The following is a 26,552-nucleotide window of genomic DNA, read 5'->3' on the forward strand; positions in this document are numbered from 1 at the left end:
CCTTGCTCCTAGAGTTGATGCCCTTGCAGCAAGGCGGTTGGAGTGAACATATCGCAAAGCATCAGCACATGATGCTTGGCGCGGGTGATGCCAACCCGCGCCAGTTTGCGGCAACGAGGGTGAGGCGCAGCCTCTTGAGTGAAAAGCAGAGGGCTGCTGTTCGGATCGTCGAAAATGATTGCTGCGTCGAACTCCTTGCCCTTCGACTTGTGAATGGTCATGACGTGGATACCTCTCAGGTCGTTGCCGCCTGACAAGAGCTGGTCTTCCGCGATGGCCGTATCAAGCGCACCGCGCGCATTTCGATACGCTCCCTGCGTTTGCCAAAGTTCGGTCAGTGCTGCTGAGATACGGCGGCCACGCTGGAAGGCGACGAGCTGCTCGGCATCCTCTGCTATGACTTGAAGCGGGTTGGCGCCTGCGTTACGAAGAATGCTGCGCGCATCCAACCAATCCCGTTTCGGGTCTCCCGAGAACTCGTGTATGCGCAATGTACGTAGCGCATCCAAGAGCTTGGATGCCACTCCGTTAGCGCGCGGGGAAGTGCCACCGCGGCTTTGTACGGCGCTTGCTGCCAACCGCTGCGCGGTGGCAAGGTTGGTATTTCCGCCGCGTGCCCGGAAGACCGTCGCCGCAAGGTCAAGGCCGTCTGCCAAGTCCAGCAGTTCCTCCGCTGCCGGCCTGCGCGGCTCCAGCATAAACGCGACCATGCGACTCGAAAGCAGCACCGATGCTTCATCAATCATCACTCGATGCGGGATCAAGTTCGCGCCATTACCAGTCAGAGCACGGGAAACGACGTTGACACCGCGCCCCCATGTTGCCAGTACGGCCAAGCTCTCGATGTCGCCCTGGGCGGCCTCCTTTGCGCGCTGAATGGCGATTCCGATTGCTTGGCGGATCGCGCGATCACGGTACTCTCGGTTGGCGCGATAGTTTATGCGTGATACACCCTGGTAAGCCGCGCCTCTCGGTGTGTTCAGTAGCACGTCGTTGGCGAAGGCGACGATTTCTGAATTAGGACTCCGGTGATTCTCGCCTGCCAGATCCACGCGTAGCGGTTGCAAGGCGGCCATGATGTGCGTTACTCGGTCTGAGCTGACGCCCGGCCGGAAGTCGTAAATCTGCTGGTCCAAGTCGGCGAGGCACATCATTTGCGTGCCAGCGGATAGCAGTCGAACACACTGCCACTGATCTTCTGCTGTGTCTTGCGCCTCATCCACAACGATCAACGGATAGCACGACGAGAACAGCTCGCGCAGGCGTGCGCTTCGAGACAGTAGTTCGTGAGCCTTCGGAGCGAACAGGTCGAATGCGACCCTCCCTGTTTCCCGAAACAATCGTTGGCGCTCGACATTCCAATCGCCACCATTGTTCTCGAACTCGTGGCGCATCGCCGCCTCATCATGAGGCATTAGTAGACGCAACGACTTTGGCGCGCCCAGCAAGTATCCGTATGCCTGCAAGATGCGCCAGAAGAACGAGTGGAACGTCTGGATTGAGAGCTTTCCTTGCAGAGCGGCAGGCAACTGCGTCTTACTCGCTTCGGCGACGCGCGCCACAGCAGCACGCGAGAAGCTGAGAAAAAGAACAGACTGACCAAGTGAAAGGCCCCGTTCGATAACGAGTCTGGCCTTTGCCAAAGCGATGGTCGTCTTGCCGCTGCCTGGGCCGCCCGTAACGAGGATCGCACCGTTCTCGTCGAGAATGCTCTGTCGCTGCGCACAGATGACCAGGGCCATGGCTTACAGTTCCTCGGGGTCATCGGCCGCGGCCGCGTTGTCACCTGCAGCTTCTGCTCCGGCATCGACCTGCGCGGCAGGTGCTTCCTTGCGCTTCGGCTTTGGATAGCGTTGGTAGATGTCGGCGAGGAAGTCGGTAATGGTCTTGGGCAACTCGGCCACGGCACACAGTTGCAGCAGCTTTGCCGCACCACCTTCGCCTTTCAGGCCCTTCAATGTGGAAGTGGTCAGCTTGCGTAATTCGTCGTCAGCGGGGCGGGCCGCCGGAATCCCAAACCGGCCGTCGGCATCCTCGGTGCGTAGGGCCTCCAAATACTGCCATTGCCGATCCAAGGGGGTTTCCTCAGCCATCAGCACTTCGGCACCTTTTTGCTGGATTTCTTTGGCTACCACGTAGCTACCTTGCAAGGTGGCGATTTCCGCATCCGTGCGCTTTTTGCGGTCGAAGAAGGCAAAGGCTGGAGTCCCGATTTCCTTGAAGAAGGCCCCCAACTTTTCCAGGTTCCCGTCACCATCGGCATTGATGACAGACAGGCCGGCCACGTCCAAGGGGAACAGGGCCGGATCACTGTCTTCCATCTTCTGCGCGACCACCAACAAGGCATCCTGTTCGGTGATGCCTTCACCGACGATCACGCCTTGCCCGAGCATGGCTTCGGCGATGGCTCGGCGAAAGTTTTGTCGGTAGTTCTTGGCCTTCATGCCAGCCGGCAGCTTGATCGCCGTGCCGCTCAAGGTGCCGTGTTGGTCGCGGTTGAGCTTCAGTATCCCGTCAGGCTCGAAACGCTCGATGACGTATGGCGAGTGCGATGTAACGAAGCACTGCGAAGTTTTTTCGAGTAGGTAGTTCGCAATCCGCCGCTGTGTATGGGGCGGAAGGGCGATCTCGGGTTCTTCCATCGCAAAGATGACGTTGTCTTTCTTAAGTTCGGCGATAAAGGTCAGCAGCGCCAGCAGGAGCGTGTTCAATGTTCCGCTGCCGGTCTGTTGGAACGGGACGGCTTCCTCTCCACGCCCCATCGTCAAGAAGAAAGCGATGGTCTTCCGCAGGTGCTCACGCGTGAGCTGGGAGACGAACAGACGGGTCGAACGCCCCTCGCTGCCGGGCGCGATGTATTCCGCCAGCCTTGCCTCGATTTCATCGAGGATCGGCCCCAGCTCGGTAGCGTCAGCGTCTATCGGAGGATCAAGAGTAGCCAGACGCTTGCGAATGCTCTCCCACATCCCCTTGCGGGCTTCTTTCATGCGCAGGATGTTGTCGAGCAGCGTGCCGCGCTCCAAGCTCAATGCACGCGAGCCGGTGCGGATGGTGCGCAGGTAAAGAAAGCCTATCGCTCGTTTGACCTTAGTGGGAATTGACCTGGGATCGGCGTCGTCATCGTCGTCGCTTCGGCCATAGATCGTTTTGGCGAAGAACTGGTCCTCTTCGATGTCGTATTGAGCAGCGGTAATCAGGCGAAGGCAGAGTTCCACGTTGGGGTCGTCGGCGTTACCAATCTCACCTTCGCCGAGAACCCGCTTGTCGGCCTTGTGCCAGAACTCCAGATTGGCGGCGCAGAGCTTCTTGATGTCGTCGGTGAGATCAACGAGGACGACTTCGATGCGGAGAGGAACGGGTGTTTCGCCGTCTTCGTTCAGATAGCCTGCATTACGGAAATCGAACTCCTCAACGGGGGGTGTTCGATTCAGGCGATCCGGCCCAAGCACAAGATCGAGTGCTTCGCAGATCGTGCTCTTGCCGACGTTGTTGCCCCCGATCAGGAGCGTATGCCCTGAGAAGTGAAGTTCGGCTTTCTTGATGCCGCGGAAGTTCTCTATCCCCAACCGTGAGACGCGCATGATGCCCCCAAGAGTCCTTGCTATTGTTGTTGCGACTACATGGTCGCCTTGCTTCCTTCATCTTCCAAACTACTGCACGCTCCCGGTAGCTCGTTGAAAGATAAAGCATCATCGAGCATTGACAACAAAAGCCGCCCCTGCAGAGGCAGGGACGGCTTCCAAATTGGTGCCCGAGGCCGGAATCGAACCGGCACGCCTTGCGGCGAGGGATTTTCTTACCACTTCGGCTTTCGCCGCCAGCGCATGCGCCGTTCGTGGTCTGGAGCACGCCTTCACCATAGCCTTGCGGCCGTAGGTGCCCGCCGTCTGCTCTCTACACCTTCCCAGGCGTTGGACCTGGGCTTGGTTCGGCGTTGGCTCGGATGCCGGAGCATCCAGGGCGTTCGCCGACTTTGACGGGCTTCACCTCTGGGGTTTCCCCCGGAGGGCTCAAATTGTTCAAGTCCCTTGTGTCTACCAATTTCACCACTCGGGCGTGGCGCGACGCGCTGAAAACTCCTACCTCTCTACTGACTCCTAGTTGACCCCTGACCACCAAGCCCAGCCATGAAGCCAAGTCTTGAATGCTCGCAAGCCATTGTCTCTATTGGCCTTCTGGCCAGGTGGCGCAAGTGGAAAGGACTTGACAAAACAGATTTTAAGTCCGATGCGTCTACCAGTTTCGCCATCCGGGCCTGCAGCGCGCGCCGATTGTAGCGGAATCCCCTGGGGCGGCGCTGGCTAACGAAGCGTTTACGCAGCGCGCCGCGACGCTGGGTACAGTCCGCCAACTCCAGTGGAATGGCCGGCATGCACGGACGTCGCAGTCGATGGGTCGGGCGTTGCATCGCGCTGGCGCTGTTGCCGGCATGGCCGGTGGTCGCCGCGCCGCCGCCTGCCCCGGCCACGCCGGTGGTGGACATGGCCACCGTGCAGGTCACCGGCGAACAGCCTGGACCGGGCCTGTGGACAGTGACCGGTCCGCAGGGCCACGTGCTGTGGATCCTGGGCACGGTCTCGCCGATCCCCAGTGGCGTGCAATGGCGTTCGGACGAGGTCGAAAGAACGATTGCCGGTGCCGACCACGTGCTGGGCGATCCGGGGTTCTCCCTCGATGCGAAGATCGGCGTGTTCAAGGGCCTGACCCTGCTGCCGCTGGCATTGAAGACCGCACGCGATCCGCAGGGGCGCACGCTGGACCAGATCCTGCCCGCGGCCACCCACGCGCGCTGGCTGGGGCTGAAGCAGACCTACCTGGGCAACAATCGCGGCGTGGAGAAGGATCGGCCGCTGGTCGCGTCCGGCAGGCTCTTCCAGGCCTTCCTGAAGCGCAACGGTCTGCGCGACAGCCGGCAGGTGAAGGACGCGCTCGGGCGTGCCTACAAGGCGCGTGGCCTGACCCCGGAGGACGTGCAGGTGAAGCTGAAGGTCGATGACATCCGTGGCACGTTGAAGGAACTGCAGACCACCGAAGTCGATGACCGCGCCTGTTTCGAGCGCACACTGGATACCGTCGAGTTCCAGGCGCCGGTGCTGCGCGAACGCGCCAACGCGTGGGCGCTGGGAGATATCGCCGCGCTGCGCCGCCTGTCCACCTCGCCGATGGCACAGACCTGCCGGGAGCTGCTGCAGGCATCCGACTTCGCGCGTCGGCGCGGCTGGAGCGACATGCCGTTGCAGGTCCGCGCGCGCTGGCTGCAGGGGGTCGACGCGGCACTGGCACGTCACGCCGGGACCTTCGCGACCGTACCGGTGAGCCTGCTGCTCGGTGAAGGCTACCTGGATGCGTTGGCGCAGCGTGGCTACCGGATCGAGGCGCCACCGGAATAACCACCGTTTGACGTCCTCGTGCTTCGTGTCATATTTCCCTGCATTCCGCAGGAGAGCGATGGACATGCCGTTGCACGCATACGCCTACGTCAGCACGGCCATGGAGGGATTGGACCTGTCCGCCCTCGATGCCCTGCTGGCCGATGCAACCGCGTTCAACCGCATGGCGGGCGTGACCGGCGTGCTGATGTTCGATGGCAGCCGGTTCCTGCAGTACATCGAAGGGCCGCGCGACGGCCTGGCATCGGTGCAGGCGCGCATTGTCAACGCGCGCCGCCATGGCAGCATCACCCCGCTCGCGGCCGGCCCGATCGAAAGCCGCCGGTTCCCGCGCTGGACGATGGCCAACCGGCAGGTGGAGCCGGGGGTGCTGGCCAGCATCGCGGCGGCCCACTGGCAGGGGTTCAATCTTGAAACGGCGTGCCCGGGCGAAGGTTTTTCCCTGCTGCTGCGCGCCTGGACCGGCGATCATGGTGAACTGGAACCGGCTGCGGTCAGCCTGGGCTCCTGAGCCGGGAGTGGCCTGGGGCGGTGGACCCGGTTAACCTTGTGCGCATGTTTGCCCGCAACCGGATCCCGCGCATGACCCAGTGCTCCCCGCAGCCGCCGACCGGACGCCGCGCTTGAGCGCGCCGATCGGTGCGGCCCAGGCTCCGGCCCCGGCCATCATCGGCCTGGGCTATGTCGGCCTGCCGCTGGCCGTGGCGTTCGGCCGGCAGATGCCGACGCTGGGGTATGACATCGACGCCGCACGCATCGCAGAACTGGCGTCGGGCCAGGATCACACCCTGGAGATGGCGGCGGACGAACTGGCTGGCGCGTCACTGCTGCGCTACAGCAGCGACCCGGCGCAACTTGATGCCTGCAATGTCTACATCGTCACCGTGCCGACGCCGATCGATGCCTATGAGCAACCCGATCTGGAGCCGCTGCGCTCGGCCACACGGCTGATCGCCAGCCACCTGCGTGCGGGCGACCTGGTGATCTACGAATCCACGGTCTACCCGGGGACCACCGAGGAAGTCTGCGTGCCGCTGCTGGAGCAGGGGTCCGGGCTGCGCTTCAACGTGGATTTCCACTGCGGCTACAGCCCCGAACGGGTCAGCCCCGGCGATCGTGGCCGGCGCCTGGCCGATATCCGCAAGATCACCTCCGGCTCCAGCGTGGAGGCGGCTGCGGTGGTCGATCGGCTGTACCAGCGCATCATCACCGCCGGTACGTTCCCGGCACCTTCCATGCGCGTGGCCGAAGCGGCCAAGGTGGTGGAGAACATCCAGCGCGACGTCAACATCGCGCTGGTCAACGAACTCGCGCTGATCTTCGATCGCCTGGGTATCGACACCCAGGACGTGCTGGACGCGGCGGGCAGCAAGTGGAATTTCCTGCCGTTCCGCCCGGGCCTGGTGGGCGGGCACTGCATCGGCGTGGACCCGTACTACCTGCTGCACAAATCGGAGAGCGTGGGGTACCACCCCGACCTCATCCACACCGCGCGCCAGGTCAACAACCGCGTGGGCGAACATGTGGCGGCGCGGGTGCTGGCGATGCTGGCCGAGCGTGGCCGCACCCCGGCACAGTCCCGCATCCTGGTGCTGGGCGTGACCTTCAAGGAGGACTGCCCGGACCTGCGCAACAGCCGCGCGCTGGAGCTGGCGCAGCGGCTGGCCGCCAGCGGCGCGCAGGTGCAGGTGAGCGACCCCTGGGTCGGCCCCGCGGCGCTGGCTGGCGAAGGCGTGCACTGGCTGGCCGAACCTGCCGCCGGCTGCTACGACGCGGTGGTGCTGGCCGTGGCCCACCACAGTTTCAAGGCGATGGACGAAGCGCGCATCCGCAACCTGCTGGCGCCGGGCGGCCTGGTCTACGACGTGAAATCGGCCTGGCCGCGCAGCGTGGTTGACGACCGGCTGTAGGCGCTGCGGGGTAGACTCGCAGGCAGTTGCAAACGAGGAACGCCATGCACCGGTATATCGTCTACCTGCTCGCCATCCTGCTGTTTCCCCTGTGCCTGTGGCTGGCCACGATCTGGCCGGCTTGGTACTGGGGCGTTGGCCTGACCGCCGCGATGGTGGCACTGGGGACCTGGGACCTGCTGCAGAAGCGCAGCACCCTGCGGCGGAACTATCCGGTGATGGCGCATTTCCGCTATGGCCTGGAATCGATCGGCCCGGAGATCCGCCAGTATTTCGTGCAGAGCGACCTGGAAGATGTGCCGTTCTCGCGGCAGCAGCGCGCGCTGATCTACCAGCGCGCCAAGAACCAGATGGATACCGTGCCGTTCGGTACCCTGCGCAGCACCTACGCGGTGGACTACGAGTGGATCAATCATTCGCTGGCACCGACCACCATCGCCAGGCACGACTTCCGCGTGCTGATCGGCGCCAGCTGTGCGAAACCCTATTCGGCCAGCGTGTTCAACATCTCCGCGATGAGCTTCGGCTCGCTGTCGGCCAATGCGATCCGCGCACTGAATGAAGGTGCGCGCCGTGGTGGCTTCTACCACGATACCGGGGAGGGTTCGATCTCGCCCTACCACCGCGAGATGGGCGGTGACCTGGTGTGGGAGATCGGTTCGGGGTACTTCGGCTGCCGCGATGACAAGGGCGGCTTCAGCGAGGAACGCTTCATCGCCAATGCCACGCATGACCAGGTCAAGATGATCGAGATCAAGCTGTCGCAGGGCGCCAAGCCGGGCCACGGCGGCGTGCTGCCGGCACCGAAGGTGACCGCCGAGATCTCGGTGACCCGTGGCGTGCCGATGGGGGTGGACTGCGTGTCACCGTCGCGCCATTCGGCGTTCTCCACCCCGGTCGAGCTGCTGCAGTTCGTTGCCCGCCTGCGCGAGCTGTCAGGCGGCAAGCCGGTCGGCTTCAAGCTGGCCATCGGCCATCCCTGGGAATGGTTCGGCATCGCCAAGGCCATGCACGAGACCGGGCTGCTGCCGGACTTCATCGTGGTCGATGGTGCCGAGGGCGGCACCGGCGCGGCACCGGCCGAGTTCGTCGACCACGTGGGCGTGCCGATGCACGAAGCGCTGCTGCTGGTACACAACACCCTGGTCGGGCTGGACCTGCGCGAACGCATCCGTATCGGTGCGGCGGGCAAGGTCACCAGCGCTTTCGATATTGCCCGCACCATCGCGCTGGGCGCGGACTGGTGCAATGCAGGACGTGGTTTCATGTTCGCGCTGGGCTGCATCCAGTCGCTGAGCTGCCATACCGACAAATGTCCGACCGGCGTCGCCACCCAGGATCCGGCGCGCTGGAAGCACCTGGATGCACCGGACAAGGCCACGCGTGTGCACAGCTACCATGAGCACACGCTGCATGCGCTGAAGGAGCTGCTGTGTGCGGCAGGCCTGAACGACCCCGCCGAACTGGGTCCGGAACACATCCTGCGGCGGGTGTCGCCGGTGGAGATCCGCTCGCTGGCCTCGCTGTACCGCTACCTGGAGCCGGGCGAACTGCTGCACAAGGTGCCTGACCACGCGGTGTTCCATTCGTTCTGGGCCGAAGCGCGCAGCGATTCGTTCCAGCCGCCGCCGCGCATCCAGGCCCTGCGCGCCAGCAAGTCGCGGTAACCGTTGTTGTAGAGTCGAGCCATGCTCGACTGCCTTTCGATCAGGCATCGCGACGTCGGAACGAAGAACAGCCGAGCATGGCTCGACTCTACAAGGAGGCATCATGCAGTTCAGGACCGGCACCGAGCACGATGTCGCCATGCTGTGGGCCCTGCGCACGCGCTGCGTCCGCGAGCTGTGCAGCAGCCACTATCCGCCGCAGGTGATCGCGCCGTGGTCGGCCTCGCCACCGCCGGTGCAGTACGCGCGGCTGCTGGGGCAGGGCGGCTGCGTGGTGGCCGAGGACGCCCACGGCAGGCTGCTGGGGTTCGGCGTGTTCGACGCCGCCGGCAACGAAGTCGATGCCTTGTTCGTGGACCCCGACCATGGCGGGCAGGGCGTAGGCCAGGCGTTGATGCAGCGGCTGCTGCAGATGGCCGACCCGCAGCGGGACGTGGTGCTGTCGGCGTCGCTCAACGCGGTGCCGTTCTACCAGCGGCAGGGCTTCATTGCCGAGCGTGAGGAAGCCTATCCGCATCCCAGCGGGGTGGCGCTGGCGTCGGTGAGCATGCGCAGGCCGCGGTGATGTAGCGTCGAGCTTGCTCGACGGCTCTTGTAGAGTCGAGCCATGCTCGACTGCTCTTGTAGAGTCGAGCCATGCTCGACTGCTTTTGATTCAGGCGATAAAGCAGTCGAGCATGGCTCGACACTACAAAGCAGGCGTCACCGCGCCGCCAACCATGCGATCACGCCTTCGGCCGCCTGCAGGCCGCTGGCGTAGCAGGCGGTCAGCAGGTAGCCACCGGTCGGCGCTTCCCAGTCCAGCATTTCACCGGCGCAGAACACGCCGGGCAGGCCGCGCAGCATCAGCGCCTCATCCAGCGCATCCAGGCGGACGCCACCGGCGGTACTGATCACTTCGGCCAGCGGTCGTGGCCGCAGCAGGCGCAACGGCAGCCGCTTGAGCGTGGTGACCACCGCCTGCAGCTCCTGGCCGGCGTCCTTGCCCAGCGTCTCGAACACCAGCGCGGTCTTCACCGCGTCCAGCCCGGCCTGGCGGCGCAGGTGCTCGCCGAAGCTGCGGCCCTTGCGCGGCTGCGAGAGGTCGGCAAGCAAGCGGGTTTCGTCACGCCCGGGAACCAGATCCAGCCACAGCCGGGCCTCGCCATCGCGGTTGATGGTCTCACGCAGATCGGCGGACAGCGCATAGATCAGGCTGCCTTCGATGCCATACGCGCTGACCACGCACTCGCCCTGCAGGGCATGCCGCTCACCGGCCGGGTCGCACCAGTGCGCCACCACAGGCTTCAGCGGTGCGCCAGCGTGGCGCTGGGCGAAGAACGGCGTCCAGGCCACGTCGAAGCCACAGTTGGCGGCCTGCAGCGGCGCGATCGCTACGCCACGCGCCTGCAACGTTGCCACCCAGGCACCGTCGCTGCCCAGCTGTGGCCAGCTTCCACCGCCCGTCGCCAGTACCGTCGCGTCGGCATGCACGTCCACGTCGCCGTGATCGCTGGAGAAACGCAGGGCGCCGTCGTCGCTCCAGCCCAGCCAGCGATGATTGACGTGCAGGCGCACGCCCTGCTCCTTCAGCCGGCGCACCCAGCCGCGCAGCAGTGGCGCCGCCTTGCGGTCCACAGGAAAGACACGGCCGGAGGTGCCGACATAGGTATCGACGCCGAATCCTGCAGCCCAGTCGCGCAGTGCCTGCGCATCGAAGCGGTCCAGCCAGGTGGCGACCGCGGCGGCCTGTTCGCGGTAGCGGCTGTCGAACTGCGGGCGCGGCTCGGAATGGGTGAGGTTGAGCCCGCCCTTGCCGGCAATCAGGAACTTGCGGCCGGGCGAGCCCTTGGCCTCGTACAGGTCCACCTCAAGGCCCGCTGCACGCAGGCGCTCGGCGGCGAACAACCCGGCCGGGCCGCCGCCAATGACAGCGACGCGGCGCGGCGGGAATGGATCAGCGTTGGACATCGAGCAGCTCGACATCGAACACCAGCGAGGAACCGGCCGGGATCGGGCCGACGCTGCGATCGCCGTACCCATACTCCGGCGGAATCATCAGCGTGCGCTTGCCTCCCACCTTCATGCCGGCCACGCCCTCGTCCCAGCCCCGGATCACCTGGCCGGCACCGAGTGCAAAGGTGAACGGCTCGCCGCGTTCGACCGAGCTGTCGAAGGTCTTGCCGTGCTTGTTGTCGGCACGCTGGTCGTAGATCCAGCCGGTGTAATGCACGCTGACCTTCTGGCCCGGCAGTGCTTCGGCACCGGTGCCGAGCTGGGTGTCGATGCGCTCGAAGGCGGTGAGGGTGCCTCCCGGCGGTGGGCCGGCGGGCTCGGAGGAGCAACCAGCGGCGACAAGGGACAGCAGCAGGGGAAGCAGCAGGCGGCGCATCGGGCGTCTCCACAGGGCATGAGTCGAGGGCGGCAAGGGTAGCGCATCGGCGCCGCGTATCATGGGGGCATGGCCAAACTCCTGCTCAACCTGCGCAATGTCGGCGATGACGAATACGCCGATGTCTGCGCGCTTCTCGACCAGCATGGCATTGCCTGGTACCGCACCGAACCCAGCCCCTGGGGCATCTCCAACGGCGGCCTGTGGCTGCGCGAGGACGCCGACCAGCCGCGCGCCAAGGCGTTGATGGCCGATTACCAGGCCGCGCGCGGGGTCCGGGTGCGCGCCGAGCGCGAACAGGCGCTGCGCGACGGCACCGCCGAAACCTTCGGCAGCCTGTTCCGGCGCCGGCCGCTGTTCGTGCTGCTGGTGCTGGTGGGCATGGCGGTGGCTGCGGCGCTGGTGCTGCTGCCGTTCATGCTGTTGCGGGGGTAGGGCGCGGCGCGTCGCTGCAGCAGATCCCCGCTGCGCGTGGATGAACGGGCAATTCTGATCCGCGGGCGGTCTGGCGTTAAAATGGCCTGATGATCGCCAACACTGCTGCCTACCATTTCGCTGTCATCGATGACCCCCAGGGCCTGTGCGACCTGCTGCAGGCGCGTGCGCAGGCGGCCGGCCTGCGTGGCACCATCCTGGTGGCGGGCGAGGGGCTGAATCTGTTCCTGGCCGGTGAGCCGGAGGCTGTCGAGGGTTTCCATGCGGCGCTGCGCGCCGATGCGCGTTTTGCCGACCTGCGGGTCAAGACCAGTCCGAGCGAGCACCAGCCCTTCGCGCGGCTGAAGGCCAAGGTCAAGGACGAGATCATCAGCTTCCGCCGTGATGACGGCCAGCCGCTGGACTACCCGCGTGCGCCTGCGGTCGACCCGGCCACCGTGCAGCGCTGGCTGCGCCAGGGGCACGACGACGCCGGCAAGCCGGTGGTGATGCTCGATACCCGCAATCTGCAGGAGGTCGCCTACGGCACCTTCAAGGACGCGCTGGTGCTGCCGATCCACAAGTTCACCGATCTGCCCGAGGCGCTGGCCCCCCATCGTGCGGCGCTGAAGGACAGCACGGTGGTCAGCTTCTGCACCGGCGGCATCCGCTGCGAGAAGGCCGCGCTGTGGATGCTCAACGACGGCATGGACAACGTGCTGCAGCTGGACGGCGGCATCCTCGGGTATTTCGAGGAGGTCGGTGGCGAGGGCTACGAAGGGCGCTGTTTCGTGTTCGACGAGCGGGTGGCGCTGGATGCCGAGCTGAAGCCGATGGTGGACCAGCCACTGGCGGCGCCGCGCCCCAGCGCGTTCTGACCCGGCCGAGGCCGCTCCGCGGGAATCAGCATCCTGCCACCGGCACTGGCCGCAGCGGCCGGGCGACCCCATCGAAAGGGGATCCTGTGACGGAAATCCGCCTGATGATCCCATTGTCGATTCTCGACCTGGCCCCGGTCTGCGAAGGCAGCGATACCACGGCCGCCTTCGCCAACATGCTTGAACTGGCCCAGCATGCCGACGCGCTGGGCTACCGCCGCTACTGGCTGGCCGAGCACCACAACATGCCTGGCATCGCCAGTGCGGCCACCGCCGTGCTGATCGGCCATGTCGCCGGTGGCACCCGGCGCATCCGCGTCGGCGCCGGCGGCATCATGCTGCCCAACCACGCGCCACTGCAGGTGGCCGAGCAGTTCGGCACGCTGGCGTCGCTGTACCCGGACCGCATCGATCTCGGCCTGGGGCGGGCCCCCGGTACCGACCAGCCGACCGCCCGCGCACTGCGCCGCTACTTCGACAGCGCCGACCAGTTCCCGCAGGACGTACGTGAGCTGCTGCACTACTTCGAGCCGGTGCAGCCGGGCCAGGCCGTGCAGGCGGTACCGGGTGGCGGCCTGCGGGTGCCGACCTGGATCCTTGGTTCCAGCCTGTTCGGTGCGCGCATGGCGGCCTCGATGGGCCTGCCCTACGCCTTTGCCTCGCACTTCGCGCCAGACGCGATGGACGAAGCGCTGGCGGTGTACCGCCGTGAATTCCGGCCCTCGGCCACGCTCAAGCAGCCGCACGCGATGCTGGCGCTGAACGTGGTGGCCAGTGACAGCGAAGCCGAGTCGCGGCGGCTGTTCACCAGCCAGCAGCAGAGCTTCGTCAACCTGCGGCGCGGACGCCCGGGCAGGATTCCCGCACCGATCGACGACATCGACGCCTTCTGGGAGCCGCACGAGAAGCTGGGCGTAGAGCGGGCGCTGGCCTGCACCGTGCTCGGTGACCCGCAGCAGGTGGCCGATGGCATGGCCGCGTTCGTCGAGCGCCACCGGCCCGATGAGCTGATGCTCACCGCCAACGTGTACGACCACCGCGCACGCCTGCGCTCGTTCGAACTGGCCATGCAGGCCTGGCACGCCCGCCACGCGGGCTGAACACGTGCGTCACGGCGCATTGCAGCCAACTCGCGTCTGATGGGGGCTCACACCACCGGAGCCCCCACATGGCCGACACCCGCGCCGAACACATCGCCCGCCTGGCTGAACTGATCAAGGACGTGGAGGTGGCGATGTTCACCACCACCGGCGTCGATGGCCGCCTGTACAGCCGGCCGCTGGGTACCCAGCAGGTCGCCTTCGATGGCGACCTGTGGTTCGCCACCGCCGCCGACAGCCCCAAGGTGGCTGAAATTTCGCTGGATCCACGCGTCAACGTGGCCTACGCCTCGCCGTCGAAGAACACCTATGTCTCGGTGGCAGGTACGGCGCGCATCGTCGATGACCGCGCCAAGGTCGAGGAACTGTGGTCGCCGGCGATGAAGCTGTTCTTCCCCGGCGGCCCGGACGATCCGAACCTGCGCCTGATCCATGTACGCGCGGAAACCGCCGAGTACTGGGATGGGCCGGGCACGTTGCTGGGTTCAGCGTTGAGCTTCGTGCTGTCGGCAGTGCAGGACGAGCCGGCGCAGCTGGGCGACAACGGCTTCATCGATCTGCGCTGATCCGGGATCGTGCGCCGGGCATGGCCCGGCGCTACCGGGGTGCGTCATTCGTCGGGCATGGCCCGGCGGGCGCTCAGAACCAGCGCTGGAACAGGTCCACCGTATAGCTCACCAGCTGCCCGGAACTGAAGCCGAAGAAGGCGATGGCCGCCAGCGCCGCCATCCAGTTGAACAGCATGAGCGCACCATCGCGCTCCAGCAGGGCCAGCGCGAACAGCAGCAGCTGGAAGCCGAACAGATAGTTGGTGAACGGAATCGGCAGCGACAGCAGCAGGCCGAGCAGCACCAGCAGCAGGCCACTGAAGGCGTGCGCAGGCGCCGGGTTCAGCAACTGCGGCAGGCGCGGCTTCAGCATGCGGTCGAGCCGGCGCAGCGCGCCATCGATGCGGTCGAGAAAGCGGTGCATGGTGCCGCGCCTGGGCCCGCGGCGGGCGATGAAGCCCGGCAGCCACGGCCGGCGCAGGCAGAACAGCATCTGCAGACCGATCAGGATCACCAGCGGTCCGCTGACCGCCCCGCCCAGTCCGGGAATCGGGATGAAGGCCGGCAGGATCGCCACGAACAGGAACACGCCAAAGGCGCTCTGCTGCAGGTCCTGCAGGATCTGGCCCAGTTTCATGTGCTGGGTCGGGTCGCCGAAGGCGAACATCGCCAACAGGGTGCGGATGCCCTCGTTGCGGTACTCCGGAGTGGCGCCGCCGGCGCCGGACTCAGGCGGTGAGCTCATCGGCGTGCTCGTCGGACAGGGTGCGCAGCAGCAGCTTGTCCACCCGTGCGCCGTCCAGATCGACCACCTCGAAGCGCCAGCCGGCCCAGTCGAAGTACTCGCCGGCATGCGGGATGCGCCCGAAGAAGTGGATGCACATCCCGGCCAGCGTGTAGTAGTCGCCTTCCTCGGCATCGGGCAGGTCATTGGTGCCGATCAGTTCGCGCAGGTCCTCGATCGGCAGCGAGCCGTCCACCAGCAGCGAGCCGTCCTCCCGGGTCACCACCAGGGCGTCCTCGTCGGCGTTCTCGGTCGCCTGCAGGCGGCCGACCACCGCGCCCATCAGGTCGCTGATGGTCACCAGCCCCTGGATCTCGCCGTACTCGTCCACCACCAGCGCCATCGACTGCTGTTCTTCGCGGAAGATCTCCAGCAGCTTCATCGCATGGGTGGATTCGGATACGTACAGCGGCTCGCGCAGGGTCTGGAACAGCGCGTTGTCGCCACGCGCCATGCGTGTGGCCAGCGACTTCAGTTCAAGCACGCCGACCACGTCCATGTCGTTGTCGCGGTACACCGGGTACCGTGAGAACTCATGCTCGGCCATGATCTCCAGGTTCTTGTCCAGGCCGGCGAGCGTATCCAGCCAGGCGATCCGGTTGCGCGGGGTCATCAGGCTGTCGGCGGTGCGGTCGCCCAGGCGCATCACGCGGTTCATCATGTCGCGTTCGTGCGCATCGATCACGCCGGCCTCGTGACTCTCGGCTACCAGCATGCGGATCTCTTCTTCGGTGACCGACGCCACTTCGTCCTTGCCCAGGCCGAACAGGCGCAGCACCAGCTGGGTGGTCCGCGACAGCAGCCAGACGAAGGGGAAGGCCATCTTGGCCAGCCAGCTCATCGGCAGCGCGACCAGGCCGGCGATGTCCTCCGACCGGGTCAGGGCCAGGCGCTTGGGCACCAGTTCGCCGAAGATCAGGGTGATGAAGGTGATCAGGGTCACCGCCAGCGCCTTGCCCACGGCGCCGGCATAGGCAAAGCCGGGCATCAGGCCCTGGATCCAGCCGCCGATCGCCTCACCGAGCGCTTCACCGCCCAGGAAACCGGTCAGCACACCGATCACGGTGATGCCGATCTGCACGGTGGACAGGAACGCCTCGGGCTTCTCCGACAGCTCCAGGGCCTTGGCGGCGCGCTTGGAGGTGCCGGCCAGCTGCTTGAGGCGGCTCTTGCGCGAGGTCATGACCGACATCTCGGACATGGCGAAGAAGCCGTTCAGCAGAACCAGCGCGAAAAGGATCAGGATCATTTCAAACACGGGCATCGTCCCCGGTTGGTGACAGGGAGGGCGGGTGCTTGCGATGGCGGCAGGCGCTCAGGACCAGGGTCCGGCGCGGCGCAGGGGGATAAGGGTCGTCGTCCATAAGGTGCGCCCGAAGGCGCGTTGGCATCTTAGCAAAGGGCCGTGGCAGGGTGGCAACTGCCCGTTCAGGTTGGGCCGTTGCAGGGGGCGGACGGGTGCGGGGATACCCGTGATGGTCATCTAGCCGTCATAATTCCCGCTGGTGCCGTCCTTCCCGCGACGGCTGACAGGTTTCTCAATGTTCTCTCTGCAGACCATTTTCGGTTCCGGCAAACAGTTCTACACCCTGCTTGATGAGGCTGCCGTCGCGGCCTCCGATGCCGCCAGGGCACTGCATTCGATGCTGCGCGAGGCCGACCGCCAGCCCGCGCTGGACGCCTTCAAGCTGGCCCGCCTGCGCGAGCGCGCCGCCTCGGACAAGATCAGCCAGGCGCTGGTGGACAGCTTCATGACCCCGATCGAGCGTGAAGACATCGAAGCGCTGGGCTCGGCCCTGTACAAGATTCCCAAGCAGATCGAGAAGTTCGCCGATCGCTATTCGCTGGCCACGACCCACCTGGAGCACATCGACTTCGCGCCGCGCGCGGCGATGCTGGAGCAGGCGGCCGGGGTGGTGGTGGAGATGGTGGCCGACCTGCGCCACATGAACCTGGACCGGATGACCGCGCTCAACGAGAAGCTGCGCTCGCTGGAGAACGAAGCCGACCGCCTGATGCTGGAGCTGTACCGCGACATCTACTCCGGTCGCCTGGACAACCTGCAGATGTTCCTGCTCAAGGAATTCTTCGAGATCCTGGAAAAGGCCATCGACCGTTGCCGCGAGGCGGGTGTGGTGGCGTACCAGATCGTGTTGAAGAACAGCTGACGGACGCCGCCGCATGTTGACCCTTGTCCTGGTGGTGATCCTGGCCGCACTCGTCTTCGAGTTCATCAACGGCTTCCACGACACCGCCAACTCCATTGCCACCGTGGTGGCGACCAAGGTGCTCTCGCCCGGCTGGGCGGTGATGCTGGCCGCCTTCATGAACCTCATCGGTGCGCTGACCGGCACCGCCGTGGCGCTCACCATCGCTTCGGGCCTGCTCAACACCAACGTGGTCGAGGTGACCCCGCAGGTGATCCTGTGCGCGCTGCTGGGCGGCATCATCTGGAACCTGATCACCTGGTGGAAGGGCCTGCCGTCCTCCTCCTCGCACGCACTGATCGGTGGCCTGTGTGGCGCCGGCCTGGCGGCGGCCCACAACAACTGGGACGCGCTGATCTGGTCCGAGCGGCTGGGCAGCTGGGCACAGAACAAGGGCCTGCTGTGGAAGGTGTTCGTGCCGATGATCACCTCGCCGATCGCCGGCTTCCTGCTGGGCATCGTGGTGATGGTGCTGTTGTGGGCACTCATCGCCGGTCTGGCAAAGATCGGCGGTGCCATTGGCCGGCTGGCCCGTCCGCGCATCGTCAATGCGTTCTTCGGCAAGGCGCAGATCGCCTCGGCGGCTTACATGGGCTTCGCCCACGGCCACAACGATGCGCAGAAGACCATGGGCATCATCGCGATGACCCTGATCGGTGCCGAAGCCACCGGTGCGCTGGACGACCTGCCGTCGTGGCTGGCGTTCATGCACCCGGATGCCCACGCCGGTGATGGCATCGCCATGTGGATCGTGCTGACCTGCGCGGTGGTGATGGCCGCCGGTACCGCCTCGGGTGGCTGGAAGATCATCAAGACCCTGGGCCACAAGATGGTCAAGCTGCATCCGATCCATGGCTTCGCCGCGGAGACCAGCTCGGCCACCATCCTGACCCTGGCTGCCCACTTCGGCATGCCGGTCTCGACCACGCACAGCATCTCCACCGCGATCATGGGCGTGGGCTTCGCCAAGAACCCGCGTTCGCTGAAGTTCGGCGTGATCGAACGCATCGTCTGGGCCTGGATCCTGACCATCCCCGCGGCCGGTGGCTGCGCGTACCTGATCCTGAAGCTGTTCGAACTGTTCGGCTGGACCTGACCTGCACGCGCAGGTTGCCCGCAGAAAAGCCCGCCGTATCCCGGCGGGCTTTTTGATGGGCCGATCCTTCCCGCAGAAAGCCCGCTGTTGTCGTTGCCTTCGCCGTTGCAGCGAGCCGGTGCCGGGCCGCAGGCCCGTCCGCACCCCTCAGTTGCGCTGGAACAGCGCCTGGCTGTCCTGGGCCAGCAGGCCATACACCGCCGAATCCGAAAGCTCGCCCTGGATGCGCCAACGCTGGCGCAGCAGGCCTTCGCGGTGGAAGCCGAGGCGATCCAGCACCCGTGCGGAAGGCTGGTTGCGCGGGTCGATCTCCGCCTCCACCCGGTGCAGGTGCAACGTGCCGAACAGATAGTCCAGCACCTGCTGCAGCGCTTCATGCATGTAGCCGTGGCCCTGCATGCCCGGCGCGAGCAGATAGCCGATCTCCGCCCGTGCGGCATCGCGGTCCAGCGCGAACACCACGCAGATGCCCAGCAACGGCCCCTCCAGCGATTCGCGCAGGGCCAGCTTCAGCTGGGTGCCGGTGGCCAGGGCGGCCAGATCATCGTCGATCTGCGCACGCGCCTCGGCGGGGCGCGACCACGCCGGGTGGTTCCACCAGCGCATCACCGCGGGATCGGACTGCAGGGAGAACAGCGCCGCGGCGTCATCGCGGCGGATCGGGCTCAGTACCAGGCGCGCACTGCGCAGCGGCAGGCCGGGGAACAACGGCGGGTTGGCGGGCAATTCGGTCATCCACGCAGGTGAGCGCGCATTATGGACCCGCCGGGTTTGCCGATGGGGGCGTAATGCCCCCGCGGCTGGCAGGCCGGGGTCAGCGCCGTCTCCGGGGAAACGGATCCGACCCCGGGCTGCGATCAGGCTTCCAGCGAAGCGAGGTCGCCCTTGCTCTCCAGCCATCCCTTGCGGTCGCTTGCACGCTTCTTGGCCAGCAGCATGTCCATCAGCGAACTGGTCTGCTCGCGGTCGTCCACAGTCAGCTGCACCAGGCGCCGGGTGTCCGGGTGGATGGTGGATTCGCGCAGCTGCGGCGGATTCATTTCGCCCAGGCCCTTGAAGCGGGTCACGCTGACGGCACCCTTGATCTTCTCGCGCTCGATCTTGTCCAGCATCGTGCGCTTCTCTTCCTCGTCCAGGGCGTAGAACACCTGCTTGCCCACGTCGATCCGGAACAGCGGCGGCATCGCCACGAACACGTGGCCAGCATCGACCAGCGCCGGGAAGTGCTTCAGGAACAGCGCGGTCAGCAGGGTCGCGATGTGCAGGCCGTCGGAGTCGGCGTCGGCCAGGATCACCACCTTGCCGTAGCGCAGGCCGCTGATGTCATCCTTGCCCGGATCGCAGCCGATCGCGATGGCCAGGTTGTGCACTTCTTCCGAAGCCAGCACGCTGTTGGAAGAGACTTCCCAGGTGTTCAGGATCTTGCCGCGCAGCGGCATGATCGCCTGGAAATCCTTGTCGCGTGCCTGCTTGGCGCTGCCGCCTGCCGAGTCACCCTCGACCAGGAACAGTTCGGTGCGCGACAGGTCCTGGCTGATGCAGTCGGCCAGCTTGCCCGGCAGGGCAGGGCCCTGGGTCACCTTCTTGCGGACAACCAGCTTCTCGGTCTTCAGACGCGCGCTGGCCCGCTCGATGGCGATCTGCGCGATCTTCTCGCCCAGCTCCACGTTCTGGTTCAGCAGCAGGCTGAAGGCATCGTGCGCGGCGCCTTCGACGAACCCGGCCGCCTGGCGCGAGGACAGGCGCTCCTTGGTCTGGCCGCTGAACTGCGGGTCGGTCATCTTCAGCGACAGCACGAACGACACGCGGTCCCACACGTCTTCCGGGGCCAGCTTGACGCCACGCGGCAGCAGGTTGCGGAAGTCGCAGAACTCGCGCAGCGCTTCGGTCAGGCCGGTGCGCAGGCCGTTGGCGTGGGTGCCGTGCTGCGCGGTCGGGATCAGGTTGACGTAGCTTTCCTGCACCAGCTCGCCTTCCGGCAGCCAGGCCACCGCCCAGTCAACGATCTCGGTGTCCTTCTTCAGGCTGCCGACGAACAGGTCGGCCGGCAGCGATTCGCGATCGCCCAGCTCCAGCTTCAGGTAGTCGCGCAGGCCGTCTTCGTAGTACCAGGTATCCACTTCGCCGGTGGCTTCGTCGGTCAGCTTGACCGTCAGGCCCGGGCACAGCACCGCCTTGGCGCGCAGCAGGTGCTTCAGTGCACGCACGGCGAACTTCGGCGTATCGAAATACTTCGGGTCCGGCCAGAAGCGCACGCGGGTACCGGTGTTCTTCTTGCCGACGCTGCCGACCACTTCCAGCGGGGTGGCGCGGTCGCCATTGCGGAAGGTGATGCGGTGCTCCGCACCATCGCGCTTGATGTGCACTTCCACCAGGGTCGACAGCGCGTTGACCACACTGACGCCGACGCCGTGCAGGCCGCCGGAGAAGGTGTAGTTGTTGTTGTTGAACTTGCCGCCCGCATGCAGGCGGGTCAGGATCAGCTCGACACCCGGGATCTTCTCTTCCGGATGGATGTCCACCGGCATGCCGCGGCCGTCATCGCTGACCTCGACGCTGCCGTCCTTGTACAGCGTGATCTCGATCGACCGGGCGTGGCCGGCAAGGGCTTCGTCCACCGAGTTGTCGATCACTTCCTGCGCCAGATGGTTCGGGCGCGCGGTGTCGGTATACATGCCGGGGCGGCGCTTGACCGGGTCAAGGCCGGACAGGACTTCAATATCGGCGGCGTTATAGCGGGCGTTCATCTATCTTCGAAAGCTTGGAGCGACGGGCAAGTGTGCGGTCTGGACCGGGATTTTGCACGCCTGCGGTTCAGCCTCCGCCGCGGGGAGGGGGTAAAATGACAGTCGCTGGAATCTGAACGCCGGCGCCCCCATGTTCAAGCCATCCCGCGAGGAGGACTCCATGAAGAAGTTGCTGACCATTGCGATCCTGGCTGCTGCCGCTGTTGCGGTGCCGCTGGTGATGGCACAGAACGCAGGCCAGCCGGCCCCGCAGCAGGGCGACCAGGCTGACAAGGCGCAGTCCGAGGCCGACGCCAAGGCCAAGCGCCGCGCCCAGGCCAATGCGGAAATGAAGGCCAAGGGCCAGCCGGTACCGCAGCAGGAAGAGGAAGAAGAGGCGCGGAAGAAGAAGTGATCCTTCCGCCCCGGTGAGCGCTTGCCACACGGGCCCCGCCCTCGAACGCCCCGCCCAGCGGGGCGTTTCTTTTTGCCGATGACGCCCTCTGCCCCTTGGGTTGGCGGCCATCTATCTGTAAACTATGGCTTTCCGGGAGTAAGTGCGTGTCCACCATTTGCGAATGGGCTGGAGCGGCCAAGCGTGGCTTCCAGCAAGGCGGGTCGCAGGTGACGGTCGAAGTGACCGGCACGGCCGCCCCGACCTCGCACGATGGTTCCGCGCTGGCGCCAGCCGCCGGCCGGACCGCCCGCTCCCTCGCTGTCCCAGCGAACCGGAAAACCCCCATTCTGCTCCACGCCCGCCCCCCGGGCAGGCGTGGCGCTGCCGTTTTCCATTTCCAGACAGGATGCTTGCAGCCATGACTCCCTTGATTTTCGTAACCGGCGGCGTGGTGTCCTCGCTCGGCAAAGGTATTGCCGCTGCGTCACTGGCCGCCATCCTCGAAGCCCGTGGCCTGAAGGTCACGATGATGAAGCTCGACCCGTACATCAACGTCGATCCGGGCACGATGAGCCCGTTCCAGCATGGTGAGGTCTACGTCACCGACGACGGCGCCGAGACCGACCTCGACCTGGGCCACTACGAGCGCTTCGTGCGCACCCGCCTGAGCCGCAAGAATTCGGTCACCACCGGCCGCATCTACGAGGAAGTGATCCGCAAGGAGCGCCGTGGCGATTACCTGGGCGCGACCGTGCAGGTCATTCCGCACATCACCGACGAGATCCGTCGCTGCATGGACGAGGCCACCGAGGGGTTCGATGTGGCATTGGTGGAGATCGGCGGCACCGTCGGCGACATCGAATCGCTGCCGTTCCTGGAGGCGATCCGCCAGGTGCGCACCGAGCGCGGCCCGGAGAAGGCGTTGTTCATGCACCTGACCCTGGTGCCCTACATTGCCGCTGCCGGTGAACTGAAGACCAAGCCGACCCAGCACTCGGTCAAGGAACTGCGTTCGATCGGCATCCAGCCGGACGTGCTGCTGTGCCGGTCGGAACAGCCGGTGCCCGATTCGGAGCGCCGCAAGATCGCCCAGTTCACCAACGTGTCCGAGCGCGCGGTGATCAGCGTGCCGGACGTGGACGTGCTGTACCGGATTCCGTTCGGCCTGCACGAGCAGGGCCTGGACGACATCGTCATCAACCAGTTCAGGCTGGGTGACAAGGCCGGCCCGGCCGATCTGTCCGAGTGGGAAGCGGCGGTGGATGCCACCCTGCATCCGCTGGACGAGGTCACCATCGCCGTGGTCGGCAAGTACGTCGATCACCAGGATGCGTACAAGTCGGTGGGCGAAGCGCTCAAGCACGGCGGCCTGCGCCAGCGCACCAAGGTCAAGCTGAAGTGGCTGGAAGCGCAGGATCTGGAAGGCAGTGACATGTCGGCGCTGTCCGATGTCGATGGCATCCTGGTGCCGGGCGGCTTCGGTGACCGTGGCTTTGAAGGCAAGGTGCTGAGCTCGCAGTACGCCCGTGAGCAGAAGGTGCCGTACTTCGGCATCTGCTACGGCATGCAGGCCGCCGTGGTCGACTACGCGCGTCACGTGGTCGGCCTGGAAGACGCCAACAGCACCGAGAACGATCGCCAGTCGCCGAACCCGGTGATCGGCCTGATCACCGAGTGGCGCACCGCCACCGGCGACGTGGAAAAGCGTGATGACAAGAGCGATCTGGGCGGCACCATGCGCCTTGGCCTGCAGGAACAGCGCCTGAAGCCGGGTACCCTGGCGCGCGAACTGTACGGCAAGGACGTGGTGGCCGAGCGTCATCGCCACCGCTATGAGTTCAACAACCGCTACCGCACCCAGCTGGAAGATGCCGGCCTGGTGATCGCCGGCAAGTCCATGGATGACACGCTGGTGGAGGTGGTCGAGCTGCCGCGCGACCAGCACCCGTGGTTCCTGGCCTGCCAGGCGCACCCGGAGTTCCTGTCGACGCCGCGCGATGGCCATCCGCTGTTCATCGGCTTCATCCGCGCCGCGCGCGAGCGCAAGGCCGGTGGCAAGCTGTTGCAGGAAGCCCGCGCCTGACTTGTCACGGGGGCCGCCGGCCCCCATCTTGCATGCTTCATCCCCTGGGCACCGGCCCCGCCGGTGCAGCGGACAACAAGGAAACGCCATGAAACTGTGTGGATTCGAGGTCGGGCTGGACCAGCCCCTGTTCCTGATCGCCGGCCCCTGCGTGATCGAGTCGATGCAGCTGCAGCTGGATACCGCTGGCAAGCTGAAGGAAGTCACCGACCGGCTCGGCGTGAACTTCATCTTCAAGTCCAGCTTCGACAAGGCCAACCGTACCTCCGGCACCGCCTTCCGTGGCCCGGGCATGGAAGAAGGCCTGAAGGTGCTGGCCGAAGTGAAGAAGCAGATCGGCGTGCCGGTGCTGACCGACGTGCATGAGTACACCCCGATGGACGAAGTGGCCTCGGTGGTGGACGTGCTGCAGACCCCGGCGTTCCTGGTGCGGCAGACCGATTTCATCCGCAAGGTGTGCTCGGCGGGCAAGCCGGTCAACATCAAGAAGGGCCAGTTCCTGGCGCCGTGGGACATGAAGCCGGTGGTGGAAAAGGCGAAGGCGACCGGCAACGAGCAGATCATGGTCTGCGAGCGCGGCGCCAGCTTCGGCTACAACAACCTGGTCAGCGACATGCGCTCGCTGGCGGTGATGCGCGACACCGGCTGCCCGGTGGTGTTCGACGCCACCCATTCGGTGCAGCTGCCGGGCGGGCAGGGCACCAGCTCCGGTGGCCAGCGCGAACACGTGCCGGTGCTGGCGCGCGCCGCCGTGGCCGTCGGCATTTCCGGCCTGTTTGCCGAGACCCATCCGGACCCGTCCAAGGCGCTGTCCGACGGCCCCAACGCGTGGCCGCTGGACCAGATGGAAGCGCTGCTGGAAACCTTGATGGAACTTGACGCGGTAACCAAGAAGCACGGCTTCTCGCGCTTCGCGTGAGTCCTGACCCGTGGCTGGCGCTGCAGGCCCAGCGTCACCGCCGGCGGTGGCGGCAGTGGCCATGGGGCCTGATCGCGCTGGGCCTGGCATTGCTGTCGCTGTCAGGGGCGTTCTTCATCTTCATGCTGGTGGGCGCGGCGATGCGCCCGCCCGGTGACGGCGCGGGCCTCAACCTGAAGCCCTATGTCATCACCCTTGCCGTGGCCGAGCTGTTGACTGTTTCCGCCGGCATCGTGGCGTCGGTGCTGGCGTGGCGACTGAACCGGGGCAGGGCGGCCGCAGCGCTGGCCATGGTCCTGCTCTCGCTGTGGCTTGGCGTGCTGTTGCACGACCTGCTCTGATGAATACGACGGCATCGCCGCGCGGGCGGCCCTGGGGCCTGGTCGCTCTGGGACTGTCGGTGCTTGCCTGGAGCAGCCTGGTGACCGCCGTAGTGGCCTTCGCGGCCAGCTTCCGGCCGCCGGGGGAGGGCGACCACGGCGTGCAGGCCATGCAGTGGTGGGTGCTGGGCGCGCTGGTCACGCTGGTGCTGTCCTTCCTGGGCAGCCTGGGGGCGATGGTGCTGGCTTGGCGGCGGCAGCGCGGGCCTGTCTGCGCTGCGGTTGCCGGCGTCCTGCTGGTGATGCTGGTGTCGCTGCTGCTGATCGTGATCGGGTCCAGCGCCGGCTGAGGCCGCCCAGGCCATTTGGCAAGCGGCGGGTAGCCGGGGATAATCACGCGGCATTCGTTTTTGTCGCCCCCTCTCCTACAGGTAACCGGCCCGACCATGAGTACGATCCGCAGCATCCATGCCCGTGAAATCCTCGACAGCCGTGGCAACCCCACGCTGGAAGCCGAAGTCACCCTGGAGGACGGTTCGTTCGGTCGCGCCGCCGTTCCCTCCGGCGCCTCGACCGGCACCAAGGAAGCGGTGGAGCTGCGCGACGGTGACAAGACCCGCTACCTCGGCAAGGGCGTGCGCAAGGCCGTGGACAACGTCAACGGTGCCATCGCCGCTGCGCTGAAGGGCATGGAAGCGTCCGACCAGGCTGCCCTGGATCGCCGTCTGATCGATCTTGACGGCACCGAGAACAAGGGCCGCCTGGGCGCCAACGCGCTGCTGGGTGTCTCGATGGCCGCCGCGCACGCCGCCGCCGCCTCCAGCAAGCAGGCGCTGTGGCAGTACCTGGCAGGCAAGACCGGTGTCACCCCGTCGCTGCCGGTGCCGATGATGAACATCATCAACGGCGGTGCGCACGCCGACAACAACGTCGATTTCCAGGAATTCATGGTGCTGCCGGTCGGCTTCACCTCGTTCTCCGAAGCGCTGCGTGCCGGTACCGAAATCTTCCATTCGCTGAAGTCGGTGCTGAAGGGGCATGGCCTGAGCACGGCGGTGGGCGACGAAGGCGGCTTCGCGCCGGACTTCCGCAGCAACGTCGAAGCGCTCGACACCATCCTCGAAGCGATTGGCAAGGCCGGCTATACCGCCGGTGAAGACGTGCTGCTGGGCCTGGACGTGGCCTCCAGCGAGTTCTTCGAGAACGGCAAGTACAACCTGGTCGGCGAGAACAAGCGCCTGACCTCCGAGCAGTTCGTCGACTTCCTGGCCGACTGGGCCGCACAGTACCCGATCATCACCATCGAAGACGGCCTGGCCGAGAACGACTGGGCGGGCTGGAAGCTGCTGACCGATCGCATCGGCAAGAAGGTGCAGCTGGTCGGCGACGACCTGTTCGTGACCAACCCGAAGATCTTCCAGGAAGGCATCGACTCGGGCACCGCCAACGCGATCCTGATCAAGGTCAACCAGATCGGCACGCTCAGCGAGACCCTGGAGGCCATCGCAATGGCCGACCGCGCCGGGTATGCCGCGGTGGTTTCGCACCGCTCGGGCGAAACCGAGGACACCACCATCGCCGACATCGCCGTGGCCACCACCGCCACCCAGATCAAGACCGGCTCGCTGTGCCGCAGCGATCGCGTGGCCAAGTACAACCAGCTGCTGCGCATCGAGGAAGCCCTCGGCGCCGGCGCGCGTTACGCCGGTCGTGACGCGTTCGTTTCGCTGAAGCGCTGAGCC

25 protein-coding genes are annotated in these 26,552 nt (G+C 65.9%); 17 read left to right on the forward strand and 8 right to left on the reverse strand.

Features of this window, described 5'->3' with window-relative positions; translation table 11 throughout:
* Window positions 1–8: 8 nt before the first annotated feature.
* Both Q5Z10_RS08375 and Q5Z10_RS08380 read right to left on the reverse strand, forming a co-directional pair.
* Window positions 9–1,742 (reverse strand): UvrD-helicase domain-containing protein, encoded by a 1,734-nt coding sequence (locus Q5Z10_RS08375; protein ID WP_061198500.1) that lies wholly within the window; start codon window positions 1,740–1,742, stop codon window positions 9–11.
* Between the two features lie 3 nt (window positions 1,743–1,745).
* Window positions 1,746–3,581 (reverse strand): ATP-dependent nuclease, encoded by a 1,836-nt coding sequence (locus Q5Z10_RS08380; protein ID WP_303638640.1) that lies wholly within the window; start codon window positions 3,579–3,581, stop codon window positions 1,746–1,748.
* 789 nt (window positions 3,582–4,370) lie between these two features.
* On the opposite strand from Q5Z10_RS08380, the gene Q5Z10_RS08385 reads away from it, so the two are divergent.
* The 5 genes from Q5Z10_RS08385 to Q5Z10_RS08405 all read left to right on the forward strand — a co-directional run bounded on the left by Q5Z10_RS08385 (window position 4,371) and on the right by Q5Z10_RS08405 (window position 9,532).
* A complete protein-coding gene (locus Q5Z10_RS08385; protein WP_303638641.1) occupies window positions 4,371–5,390 on the forward strand; it encodes a TraB/GumN family protein in 1,020 nt (339 codons plus the stop codon).
* A gap of 64 nt (window positions 5,391–5,454) precedes the next feature.
* Entirely contained in the window at window positions 5,455–5,901 is a 447-nt protein-coding gene (locus tag Q5Z10_RS08390; protein WP_303638642.1) for a BLUF domain-containing protein, read from the forward strand.
* 112 nt (window positions 5,902–6,013) lie between these two features.
* Window positions 6,014–7,300 (forward strand): nucleotide sugar dehydrogenase, encoded by a 1,287-nt coding sequence (locus tag Q5Z10_RS08395; RefSeq protein WP_303638643.1) that lies wholly within the window; start codon window positions 6,014–6,016, stop codon window positions 7,298–7,300.
* Window positions 7,301–7,344: 44 nt separating this feature from the next.
* On the forward strand, window positions 7,345–8,967 hold the full coding sequence (locus Q5Z10_RS08400) for an FMN-binding glutamate synthase family protein (protein ID WP_303638644.1): 1,623 nt from the start codon (window positions 7,345–7,347) through the stop codon (window positions 8,965–8,967).
* A 103-nt stretch (window positions 8,968–9,070) separates the two neighbouring features.
* Window positions 9,071–9,532, forward strand: a complete 462-nt coding sequence (locus Q5Z10_RS08405) for a GNAT family N-acetyltransferase (RefSeq protein ID WP_303638645.1) — start codon at window positions 9,071–9,073, stop codon at window positions 9,530–9,532.
* A gap of 137 nt (window positions 9,533–9,669) precedes the next feature.
* Here the strand turns inward: Q5Z10_RS08405 and Q5Z10_RS08410 are convergent, their stop codons facing one another.
* Together Q5Z10_RS08410 and Q5Z10_RS08415 are read right to left on the reverse strand one after the other, a co-directional pair.
* Window positions 9,670–10,917 (reverse strand): TIGR03862 family flavoprotein, encoded by a 1,248-nt coding sequence (locus Q5Z10_RS08410; RefSeq protein WP_303638646.1) that lies wholly within the window; start codon window positions 10,915–10,917, stop codon window positions 9,670–9,672.
* Window positions 10,904–11,338: an FKBP-type peptidyl-prolyl cis-trans isomerase gene (locus Q5Z10_RS08415; protein ID WP_303638647.1), complete on the reverse strand. Its 435-nt coding sequence runs from the start codon at window positions 11,336–11,338 to the stop codon at window positions 10,904–10,906. The genes Q5Z10_RS08410 and Q5Z10_RS08415 overlap by 14 nt, the downstream gene beginning before the upstream one ends.
* Window positions 11,339–11,407: 69 nt before the next feature.
* Between Q5Z10_RS08415 and Q5Z10_RS08420 the strand changes: the two genes are divergently transcribed.
* The 4 genes from Q5Z10_RS08420 to Q5Z10_RS08435 all read left to right on the forward strand — a co-directional run bounded on the left by Q5Z10_RS08420 (window position 11,408) and on the right by Q5Z10_RS08435 (window position 14,296).
* A complete protein-coding gene (locus Q5Z10_RS08420; RefSeq protein WP_303638648.1) occupies window positions 11,408–11,773 on the forward strand; it encodes a DUF6164 family protein in 366 nt (121 codons plus the stop codon).
* An 89-nt stretch (window positions 11,774–11,862) separates the two neighbouring features.
* Entirely contained in the window at window positions 11,863–12,630 is a 768-nt protein-coding gene (locus Q5Z10_RS08425; RefSeq protein WP_303638649.1) for a sulfurtransferase, read from the forward strand.
* Between the two features lie 104 nt (window positions 12,631–12,734).
* Complete coding sequence (locus tag Q5Z10_RS08430) at window positions 12,735–13,730, forward strand: LLM class flavin-dependent oxidoreductase (protein ID WP_303638650.1); 996 nt, start codon at window positions 12,735–12,737, stop codon at window positions 13,728–13,730.
* Between the two features lie 68 nt (window positions 13,731–13,798).
* Window positions 13,799–14,296: a pyridoxamine 5'-phosphate oxidase family protein gene (locus Q5Z10_RS08435; protein WP_303638651.1), complete on the forward strand. Its 498-nt coding sequence runs from the start codon at window positions 13,799–13,801 to the stop codon at window positions 14,294–14,296.
* 73 nt (window positions 14,297–14,369) lie between these two features.
* Here the strand turns inward: Q5Z10_RS08435 and Q5Z10_RS08440 are convergent, their stop codons facing one another.
* A complete protein-coding gene (locus Q5Z10_RS08440; protein ID WP_303638652.1) occupies window positions 14,370–15,023 on the reverse strand; it encodes an exopolysaccharide biosynthesis protein in 654 nt (217 codons plus the stop codon).
* Window positions 15,007–16,311 carry a hemolysin family protein gene (locus Q5Z10_RS08445; RefSeq protein WP_303638653.1) on the reverse strand — a complete coding sequence of 435 codons (1,305 nt, stop codon included), beginning with the start codon at window positions 16,309–16,311 and terminating at the stop codon, window positions 15,007–15,009. The genes Q5Z10_RS08440 and Q5Z10_RS08445 overlap by 17 nt, the downstream gene beginning before the upstream one ends.
* A 292-nt stretch (window positions 16,312–16,603) precedes the next feature.
* Between Q5Z10_RS08445 and Q5Z10_RS08450 the strand changes: the two genes are divergently transcribed.
* A complete protein-coding gene (locus Q5Z10_RS08450; RefSeq protein WP_049439206.1) occupies window positions 16,604–17,230 on the forward strand; it encodes a DUF47 domain-containing protein in 627 nt (208 codons plus the stop codon).
* Between the two features lie 13 nt (window positions 17,231–17,243).
* Complete coding sequence (locus tag Q5Z10_RS08455; RefSeq protein ID WP_064238092.1) at window positions 17,244–18,365, forward strand: inorganic phosphate transporter; 1,122 nt, start codon at window positions 17,244–17,246, stop codon at window positions 18,363–18,365.
* 147 nt (window positions 18,366–18,512) lie between these two features.
* On the opposite strand, the gene Q5Z10_RS08460 is transcribed toward Q5Z10_RS08455, so the two are convergent.
* Together Q5Z10_RS08460 and parE are read right to left on the reverse strand one after the other, a co-directional pair.
* On the reverse strand, window positions 18,513–19,100 hold the full coding sequence (locus tag Q5Z10_RS08460) for a GNAT family N-acetyltransferase (RefSeq protein WP_442758947.1): 588 nt from the start codon (window positions 19,098–19,100) through the stop codon (window positions 18,513–18,515).
* A 122-nt stretch (window positions 19,101–19,222) separates the two neighbouring features.
* Window positions 19,223–21,112 carry a DNA topoisomerase IV subunit B gene (gene parE, locus Q5Z10_RS08465; protein WP_303638654.1) on the reverse strand — a complete coding sequence of 630 codons (1,890 nt, stop codon included), beginning with the start codon at window positions 21,110–21,112 and terminating at the stop codon, window positions 19,223–19,225.
* 160 nt (window positions 21,113–21,272) lie between these two features.
* Here parE and Q5Z10_RS08470 point away from each other — a divergent pair, with 160 nt between their 5' ends.
* From Q5Z10_RS08470 to eno, 6 genes are all read left to right on the forward strand, one after another.
* Entirely contained in the window at window positions 21,273–21,506 is a 234-nt protein-coding gene (locus tag Q5Z10_RS08470; protein WP_303638655.1) for a hypothetical protein, read from the forward strand.
* Between the two features lie 400 nt (window positions 21,507–21,906).
* Window positions 21,907–23,571: a CTP synthase gene (gene pyrG, locus Q5Z10_RS08475; RefSeq protein ID WP_303638656.1), complete on the forward strand. Its 1,665-nt coding sequence runs from the start codon at window positions 21,907–21,909 to the stop codon at window positions 23,569–23,571.
* 88 nt (window positions 23,572–23,659) lie between these two features.
* Window positions 23,660–24,490 (forward strand): 3-deoxy-8-phosphooctulonate synthase, encoded by an 831-nt coding sequence (gene kdsA / locus Q5Z10_RS08480; RefSeq protein ID WP_012510652.1) that lies wholly within the window; start codon window positions 23,660–23,662, stop codon window positions 24,488–24,490.
* Window positions 24,487–24,831 (forward strand): hypothetical protein, encoded by a 345-nt coding sequence (locus Q5Z10_RS08485; protein ID WP_303638657.1) that lies wholly within the window; start codon window positions 24,487–24,489, stop codon window positions 24,829–24,831. The genes kdsA and Q5Z10_RS08485 overlap by 4 nt, the downstream gene beginning before the upstream one ends.
* Window positions 24,831–25,160 carry a hypothetical protein gene (locus Q5Z10_RS08490; RefSeq protein WP_303638658.1) on the forward strand — a complete coding sequence of 110 codons (330 nt, stop codon included), beginning with the start codon at window positions 24,831–24,833 and terminating at the stop codon, window positions 25,158–25,160. The genes Q5Z10_RS08485 and Q5Z10_RS08490 overlap by 1 nt, the downstream gene beginning before the upstream one ends.
* 96 nt (window positions 25,161–25,256) lie before the next feature.
* The gene (eno, locus tag Q5Z10_RS08495; protein ID WP_303638659.1) at window positions 25,257–26,549 is read left to right on the forward strand and encodes a phosphopyruvate hydratase; all 1,293 of its coding nucleotides are present in this window, start codon (window positions 25,257–25,259) and stop codon (window positions 26,547–26,549) included.
* Window positions 26,550–26,552: the final 3 nt, after the last annotated feature.

Source organism: Stenotrophomonas sp. 704A1 (genome assembly GCF_030549525.1).
In the GTDB taxonomy this organism is placed as follows: Bacteria; Pseudomonadota; Gammaproteobacteria; order Xanthomonadales; family Xanthomonadaceae; genus Stenotrophomonas; species Stenotrophomonas tuberculopleuritidis.